6 protein-coding genes are annotated in these 8330 nt (G+C 56.8%); 3 read left to right on the forward strand and 3 right to left on the reverse strand.

The annotated features are described in order from the left end of the window. Positions 1-456 precede the first annotated feature (456 nt). Positions 457-1533 carry an LLM class flavin-dependent oxidoreductase gene (locus AC0QTX_RS26835; protein WP_474606848.1) on the forward strand — a complete coding sequence of 359 codons (1077 nt, stop codon included), beginning with the start codon at positions 457-459 and terminating at the stop codon, positions 1531-1533. A 34-nt stretch (positions 1534-1567) separates the two neighbouring features. Here AC0QTX_RS26835 and AC0QTX_RS26840 read toward each other — a convergent pair whose 3' ends face one another. Both AC0QTX_RS26840 and AC0QTX_RS26845 read right to left on the reverse strand, forming a co-directional pair. Next, the gene (locus tag AC0QTX_RS26840) at positions 1568-1816 is read right to left on the reverse strand and encodes a hypothetical protein (RefSeq protein WP_474606849.1); all 249 of its coding nucleotides are present in this window, start codon (positions 1814-1816) and stop codon (positions 1568-1570) included. 143 nt (positions 1817-1959) lie between these two features. Next, positions 1960-2850, reverse strand: a complete 891-nt coding sequence (locus AC0QTX_RS26845; RefSeq protein ID WP_474606850.1) for a LysR family transcriptional regulator — start codon at positions 2848-2850, stop codon at positions 1960-1962. Positions 2851-4974: 2124 nt separating this feature from the next. Here AC0QTX_RS26845 and AC0QTX_RS26850 point away from each other — a divergent pair. Then, positions 4975-6198: a thermonuclease family protein gene (locus AC0QTX_RS26850; protein ID WP_474606851.1), complete on the forward strand. Its 1224-nt coding sequence runs from the start codon at positions 4975-4977 to the stop codon at positions 6196-6198. Positions 6199-7360: 1162 nt separating this feature from the next. Beyond that, entirely contained in the window at positions 7361-7588 is a 228-nt protein-coding gene (locus AC0QTX_RS26855; RefSeq protein WP_474606852.1) for a hypothetical protein, read from the forward strand. Between the two features lie 487 nt (positions 7589-8075). Here the strand turns inward: AC0QTX_RS26855 and AC0QTX_RS26860 are convergent. After that, positions 8076-8330, reverse strand: a 255-nt coding sequence (locus tag AC0QTX_RS26860; RefSeq protein ID WP_474606853.1) for a hypothetical protein, incomplete at its 5' end; no start/stop codon positions are given.

Here is an 8330-nt window from a genome sequence, read left to right on the forward strand (position 1 = left end):
CATCGCCTTTCCAAACGTCGGCTCGAAGTGGCCTTTGGCATTTTCCTGCTGCTGGTCTGCGCCCGCTTCGCCGCAAGCCTCCTAGTCTGAAGAATGTCCTCGCAAAGCCATTCTCGATCTTACCATTCACTTGACGTGATACCGCTTCTGGTCTTGCGCCTTAATGGCCGCTTCTGGCACGCCTGAGACTTAGCGGCTAAGTCAGTTTGCCGTCGCGAAGCGGACGTACCCTACAGGCATAGAAGCCTCACTATTTGTGCCGCTACAGATATGTGATTGCTCTTTTGTAGGGGCAACGTGACGCCTGAAGGGCCGCAAAGCACGAAGAATGCTTTTTCGCCAGCCGATGCTTGCGTCGATCCATGACAACTGCCTGACTGCAGTTGCGATGTTCCCTCTCGGCTGGAACTTCGTCAATTCGGCAATGTTAGGCGCGTGTGTCGGAAAGGCGGTCACATGCCCAATCTCTCCAGTACTTACTTCCGCTTTGGTGCTTTCGTGGCTCCTTTCCACGATCCTGAAGGCGATCCCACTGAGGCGCTGGAAAGAGACCTCGTGCTCGCGACCGAACTCGACGCGCTCGGCTACGATGAGGTCTGGTTCGGTGAGCATCACTCAGCAGGGTGGGAGATCATCGCCTGTCCAGAGATTATTGTCGCGGCTGCTCTTCAGAGGACACGGCGCATCAAACTTGGAACAGGAGTGGTCAGCCTACCGTACCACCACCCGTTCATGGTGGCTCAGCGCGTCGTTCTTCTTGACCATTTAGCCCGCGGCAGACTGATGTTCGGGGTTGGTCCTGGAGCGATCCCAGGAGACGTCCGGATGCTTGGTGTTGATCCCGACGAACGTGGTCCCCGCTTTGTGGAGGCGCTTGAGGCTGTTCTCGCGCTGTTTCGAAGCACGGAGCCAGTGTCCCGGCAGGGGCGGGGCTTCACGCTCTCAAACGCCCAACTTCAGCCCCGTCCCTTCACAACGCCCCATCCGCCTCTCTACATCGCCAATTCGTTCTCAGGCCGCGGCATCGTTGCAGCGGCTGCACACGATGCAGGGGTTCTCCAGCTTGGCGGTGGTCCTGACCTTGGTGAGCGAATACGCCAGGCAGAGAAGGAGGCCGAAGCTCTGGGCCTAGTCCTCGACAGAAGCCGATTGCTCATCGTGATTGAGGTGCATGTCGACGTAACCCGCAAACTTGCCCTCGATGCAATCAGGGTTGGCGCTGGGCGGGAACGGCTCGAATACTGGTCCGATACGATTGGACTGCCTCGTCCATCGTACCCGCTGCACCAGCATGTTGACGCGATGGTTGCGGAGCAACGACTGATTGCAGGATCGCCAGGCGAGGTAATTGACTCCGTGAGCTCTATCGTACGGGAGGTTGGTCCCATCGGCGGGTTGCTGATTTCCGCTCGGGAATGGGCCAGCCCTGATCAGTTGCGGCGTAGCTATGACCTCTTTGCTCGAGAGGTGATCCCCGCGTTTCGCGAGGAGAGTCCATCCGTACACCCGACCGTCACCGAATTTGACAGCTGATAGTTCGTTCCGTGCTCCGATAGAGTGACAGTCATCAATGAGCAGCTTCTGTACCAGCTGGCCCCATCTCTGCGGCTTCGGCGGCCAGCAAGAGGGCCCTGCCCAGTTCGCGCGCCTGCTGCGGAGCCATGACGAGTGGCAGCACGTGATCGGCGCCAGGTGGCGGATGATCCGGCGCTTGAGCATAGCCCAAGATCATCATCGCCTCGCAGCCGCCAAGCGTACCGACCGAGTATGAGGTGAGGGTGCCAAGCATAGCTTCGTCAAACAGTGGCTTCATCATTCTCTCTTGCGGAAGGTATTCCTGTCATTTCTACGACAGCTTCGGCTTGGCCAAGGTGTTCAGCCGCACAAGCCAGCACTCATTCATGCCGGCCTCTTCGATGAAGCCGTCAGGAGGGCACTAGGGGGTTGCCCAGCAAGGCGTCAGTGCGATTCAGAGGGGGTGAGTTGCGATCGTCTTTCCTCGAAAAGCGTGACTAGGCGGTCAGCCGCTAAGCGGATATGCGCCTGACGTCGCACGTCCTCATGCATCACCAGCCATAGTCCCTCCGACTCGAGCTCCAAGCTCGGGGAGAGGCGAAGAAGCTCCGGCTCCGCGTCACCGACAAACCGGGGAAGGATGCCAAGTCCAAATCCCGCCCGCACAGCATCGAGAATGTTAACTGCTTGCGAGCAACGCAGGTCGGCTGGCCTGCGGCGGCGCTCGCGCAACCAACGCGCGGTTGGCAATGCCGCTCCTGCCTCATCAAACCCGACCCACCGGCACGCATTGTAACGGCTATCCTCGAAAGCCTCTGGGTCGGCCGCCGCATACCTTCGGCTTGCATAGATGGCGTAGGCAGGAGCCCCCAATCGACGGATTACAAGCGATCCCGTTTCCGGGCGGCGGTTTCTGAGTGCAAGGTCCGCTTCGCGCCGAGTCAGGTCCGCTAGGCCGTAGGAGTTGAAGATCTCGACCGCGACGTGAGGAAGTTCTGCCACGAGGTCAGCGGCGATGCCGGCAAGAAACCGGCTCATCCACCCGCCTGCTGCGATCCGGACTGATTGAGTAAACGTGCCTTCCTCGCTCGCTCCAACGGCAGCGTTCGCGGCCATCTCCATACGCTCCGCATGCGGCAGGAGGGCAGCCCCGGGGCCGAGCAGGAAATAGCCATCAACTCGTCTCTGGAAGAGAGCTGTTCCCAGGGCGGCTTCAAGAGCCTGGATACGGCGACCGATGGTTGGCTGACTGAGGCCCAAAGCCCGGCCTGCGGCTGAAAGGCTGCCGGTGCGAGCTACGGCAAGAAAGATACGGAGGTCGCTCCACTCAACCATGGCTCTTCAATTCTGAATAAGCTGAATTCAACTATGATAATTGTAGCACGAAATTTGTATAGGCAGCATGGTCGTATGACAAACATGCTGCCCCTTAAGCAAGCTTTGACTGCCACTCTCATCAAGTGGCTGAAGCGGGTATCCACAAGCGAGGGCCGCCGCCGGAACAGCATTCCGGACGTGCTGAGCACGCTGAACAATCAACACCTGAAAGATATCGGTCTTGAGCGCTGCCGTGAGGGATACGTGGCAATCCATCCTCCGGACGCGGATCAAGGCACACAAAGCCGGGTATGGGCTACAAGCGGGGTCTGGACTGCTCACTTACGGCCGGCCTATGAGCACAGGCAAATGCCAGAAGGAGACTGAGCCTGGGTATGTGAAGACTCCCCTAAGTCTTGAAGTACTCGCGAACCTTTGCAGGTTCTTCTCACAATCCCCTAGCCTAGCTGGAGCTTCTGGCACTGGGCCGAACTTAAACTTACTTCCGCACTCACGGAGTAAGCTGACCTTCAGTTGGCCAAGCCTAACGGCTCAGATTGAACCTGATTGGACATTGGTGAGACGATGGTGTGTGAGCGTACAGCGAATTAGGCAGTCAATCTTGGGCTGCAGGATCGCAGCAGCTTAAGTATTTGCAGGCGCCTATTTGCGCCCGAATTGCGCGTTTGACGGTTTCTCTGTGCCAGAATGGACTTGGCGCACGTTGTCTTCAGTTAGCCCTATCAGTCACGGTGGACCAAATGGAGAGCGTCATGGGAGCTATTTGGAACCAAGCTTGGAAAGCTGCCGTCATTCCGGCCGTAGTCCTAAGCTCTTCAACCCTCGGCCAGACGAGCGGAGCGTGGGTTGACCCGCCCGCCGATCTATCTGCGCTTTCAGCGCAGCCGACCGTGCGGCACCCTTCAGTTGAGGACTCCTCCCAAGCAAGGGTCTCATCGGCACCGGCGATTGCGGCTCCTGTATCAGAGGCGGGACCAAGACCTTCTCTCAGCGCTGTTCATCCGAATTCCAAAGCTCGAACAGAGGGGTTCTCTTTCCAGCCATTGGGACAGCAGGGGCAATCTGCCCCATCTCAGGCTGTTCCGCGACAGCAAAATGCCCAATCTGCCTCGGAACCCGCAGGCGCGCCGGCGAGCACCTATAACATGACGACTCGGCTAAGCCTCGTCACAGGTCGGTCAAGCTCTCGGGAGCAGGCCGCGCAGACGTTAGCAGTCAAGTATCTTAACCTCTGGTCGGCCTCAAACCGTCAGGCGCTCCAAACGACGCCAGAATTCTACGGCTCGAGAGTACTCTTCCACGGAAAGAGGATGAGCTTTGGACAGCTACTTGCCGAGAAGCGCCGCTTCGCTCAACGGTGGCCCGACCGAGACTATCGTTATCGCCCTGAGACACTGAACGTGCGATGCAGCTCTGGCACGAACACATGTCGGGTGCGTTCAGCTTTTGACTTTGAGGCGGTCAACTCCAAACGGGACGAACGCTCCCGCGGGGTTGGGACGCATGAGTTGGTTGTAAGCTTCGCAGGAGAGCGGCCGGTGATCATCTCCGAAACAAGTCGTGTGCTGAGCAGGAAGGATCATCAATGATCGGGAGTTGGCACAGAGAATTGCAAGAATGTAGGCGCATCCGCGATACTAAATAGTTCGTCTTAGGCCGCATCTAACGCGAATAGAGACCTAGTACTAAGGCGAAATTCTCACGGGCCTTCTACCAATTGTAGCTATATTGACAGCCAAAGCAGCAAAGATACGATGAAGTCGTTTGCTCTTGAAGGTTTATTGCCGAAGCAGGCTTTGCAGGAATGATTTTGGCTGCTGTGTTGTAAGCAGTGTGCGGATGAGCACTGCAGTGATAGATCTAAGCGGTTGTGTGATGCCCATCCAGCAGCACCTCACGTGCTCGCCCCAGCTTACTAGCTGCTGGGAGCGCTCCTGATGGAGGTCCGATATGTGCGGACGAAACCTAGCAGAACTTACAAGTCGCTGCGCGAGCCTGGATGTCGTCTCATTCAGCCGAGCGCGCGGGGAAGCTCGCAGGAAAGTTGGCAAGACGGTCGTAGTAGCGCTCTTAGGAATGCTACTCAGTGGTCTAATGATGGCCGCGAAGCAAGTCCTGGCAGTGGAGAGCGAGCTTGGAGCGAGCAATCGTTCTGAAAGCCAGGATCGTCAGACAACAGAACAGGCTTCTGAGCCGGTAAGTCGGACAAGGACAAGCATTGTTGGTGCTGCTCCCGGTATCCTGCCGTTGCTTGTTATGTCACCGGAACGGCGGCAACTCGCAAAGGATATCGAGCTGTTCCTGCAACAGAGCAAAATAGAAGAAGCGGAAAAACACCTCAATAAGGCAGTAGACGTCGGGACCTTAGCTATTCTACTCCTCGACAAACTTCGAACGCCAGGCTTGTTAGTTGAACTGCAGGCATTTGGTACTTCAAATGATGATCAGTTCACCATGCCTTCAGCTATTCCTGAGGAACCAGCATCACCGCTACAAAATGGCTCTGGTGCGCCTCACACTGTCTCAACGTCTAATGAGCTTGCAGAGTTGAAGATTGCAAGAGACCGGGAACAGCAACGGGCGAACGCGCTTTCCCGTGACCTTACGACCGTGACGGAGGAGCTGCATGCGCTTCAAGCTTTGCGGTCGCGAGAGGCCACTTCTGCGGCCGTAAACGCTCAACAATGGGCAGAGCTCAAGGCATCTTCTGAGAAGGAACGTGAGCGGGCAGACGCTGTGATGCGTGATCTTGCCGCCACGGCGGAAGAGCTTCAGGCTGTTCAGAGACTGCGGGAGCAGGATGCGGTTCTTGCCGCATACAACCGCAGAGAACTAAAGGAATTGAGAGAGGAACTTGAGCGAGAACGACTAAGGAACCAGGCCGCGTCTGCCATGAGCCAGAAGGCGGAACAATCGCAGAGCACCAAGAGCGGTGAACCGATAGGCGTGGCAAGCCTCGCACCACCTCCTAGTGCTAGTTCACCAGGGCCATTGCCAGTCTGGGTGGCGGCTGTTCAGGCAGACACGGATAAACTTCGTGGCGTCCCGATCGTTGTTGATGCAGCAACGCTTTCCCTACAGGATCGCACCGTGCGCCTATTTGGAGTTCAGACGGATGGTGATGCAGTCAGCTCTGATGAATTGACCAAGTATCTGGATGGTCGCGAAGTGGATTGTGAGCCTGCAGGTCTGACAGATGTTTATCGATGCCAAGTCAACGGGAGGGATCTATCCATGGTCGTGTTGTTCAATGGCGGTGGACGGGCCACGGCGGATGCTACCTCGGCACTTACACTTGCAGCGGATAGAGCACGATCATCTCGTGTAGGGATATGGAGTAAGTAGCTTATTCGCTCAAGGCGGCGCAGACACATCGAACCCTAGATAATTGTCTCCTTGGGTACACTTCAGAAGTGGACCGGATATCCGCTCAGACAGACATCGCCAGATGTTCCTGGATGGTATGGAAGCTTCAGAGTATGACCTACTTCAGACCCTCACAACATCTAAACGTTGCCGCTATCGAGGTATGCGGTCGGCTCAGCAGGGTCATCGGCGGATACGCGCAACACGGTGACACCAAGCAATAACTGTCAGCGGTTCTTAACTGCGCCGCGATGGAGAACTCGGCTCGTCTCAGACACAATCGCAGGCTTACCGCTGGATAAATTCACAACAAGCTCGTGTTCCCCGATCCCAAGGGAGCGCCGGCCTTGGCCGGAGCTGGCAGCTGAAAAGTCGAAGATGGCCCAAACTGTGCAACGCGCTCCGTCGCTCTCGCAAGCCACCATTGTTGTCTCTGGTCGATAGCGATAGGTCCGTTGAGGCCATCGCTCCACGAACCGGCGCTTCTCAGCAAGCACAGAGCCTATAGTTCTCTCACGACCATGAAACGTAACGGTGGAGCCGTAAAACGATGAGGCCGCAGCGAGTGTCAACGGGTTCGGCGCAGACCAAAAGTCAAGATAATCGACAGCTAGAGCGTGAGCAGCTTGTGCGGGGGTGGCAGTGTTATCTGGACGAGCAGGCGGATCGATCCAGGCCGGGTTCGCTTGGGCGGTCGCATAAGGCCCCCAGAGCAGCAGACAAGAGATAAGTGCAGTTCTCGACATACGGAGGGACACCGACAACATGCCGTTCTCCTATAGAATCGTTCAACCTAAGAAATGCTTATCATAGAGCGTGGCTTCCTTATGGCAAAATGACATTGAGGCCTTCGCCGGGGAGGCTCAAAGCCAATCTGAGATATGTCGTACCTCAGCCGCAGTTTTCGGTGATGAACGAAAGCAAACGCGCTTATCAGCTGCTGTTCATCTTGCTCCAAGTAGGCTAGCTACGCTCACAAATCGCACCTGAAAGATACCTCCGGGTTGGTCGCCTGCTGCCAAGGATGATCGAGCCGGATCTCCATCCGAAACTCGAACCTTTTAGGATCACCCAATATACGGTCTAGGTGGAGCTTGGGCGATGAGCGGCGTTGCCACGGGATTGATCCGTGAGGTCAGATATGACGGAAGAACAGGAACAGATGCTGCAAGCTGTGTTGAGGAACCAGGAGGTGATCATGAATGTCCTCGCTGAAATCCTCACCGTTGGTCTGGCTGAACTGCCAATGGGTTTGCGTCGTGGTGATGCGATTGCGGAACTAGGCACCTGCGTTGGCTTCACGCACTATATCCTGGCAGATCTTGACAGCTACGGTAGCTCAGAGAGCCAGGGGCGTGGCGAGAACTAGTTGAGCGAGACGTTGTACGCTTGACAAGCGTTCGCGCCTTCAAGTGCCTAAGCTGGTGTGCGTTTGGTGCAAGACCCGGTCAAGGATTAGGCTTGCTGAGGTGTTTGCAACCGAAGGCGTGCCACAACTCCTTCGTTCGGCTTCACCTTATACCAAGACTACCTGGTTTCGACGTAGGCGACGACGAGCTAGCCAACTCGGCCTAGGGGATCGACTTCTGGGCTGGGTCGATCTGGTTGAGGACGTCCTTCCACTCCTGCGGGATGGGCTGCCGTGGACGGTCATCAAAGATTACTCGCAAGCCATTGCCGATCCGCATAAGACTTGTACGACCGAGTTTAGGATCGGACGGTCCTTCGGGACTGCCGCTACTGCCTTGGCCTCCGGCTGCCACGGCGAGTGCGCCGTAGGTTTCTGACTCCTCACGCAAAACGTTCCTCCTTCAGCCTCTCCGGGCTGTAGGCGACATGACCACACGATTGTGGGATCATTCGTTAGATGCACGCAGAATTAGCCCAAGCCAGGCGATGTCTACTTGGCCTGGTGCCTCGGGATCGGAAGGCGTTGTCTGCCAGACCAAGAACCATCGGGATGGATGATCACTCCTGATACCGCTCTCGGCCGCTCCTGCATCGACGTGGGTGCTCTCGCGGAAGGTCTGCTCCTGATGTTGTGGACGGCTCCCACCCAGCGGTGAGGTAGCATGGCTGTTGTCAGCAGCCAGCGACACAGGAGCAGCCCA

This window comes from Microvirga sp. jy35, assembly GCF_056148915.1.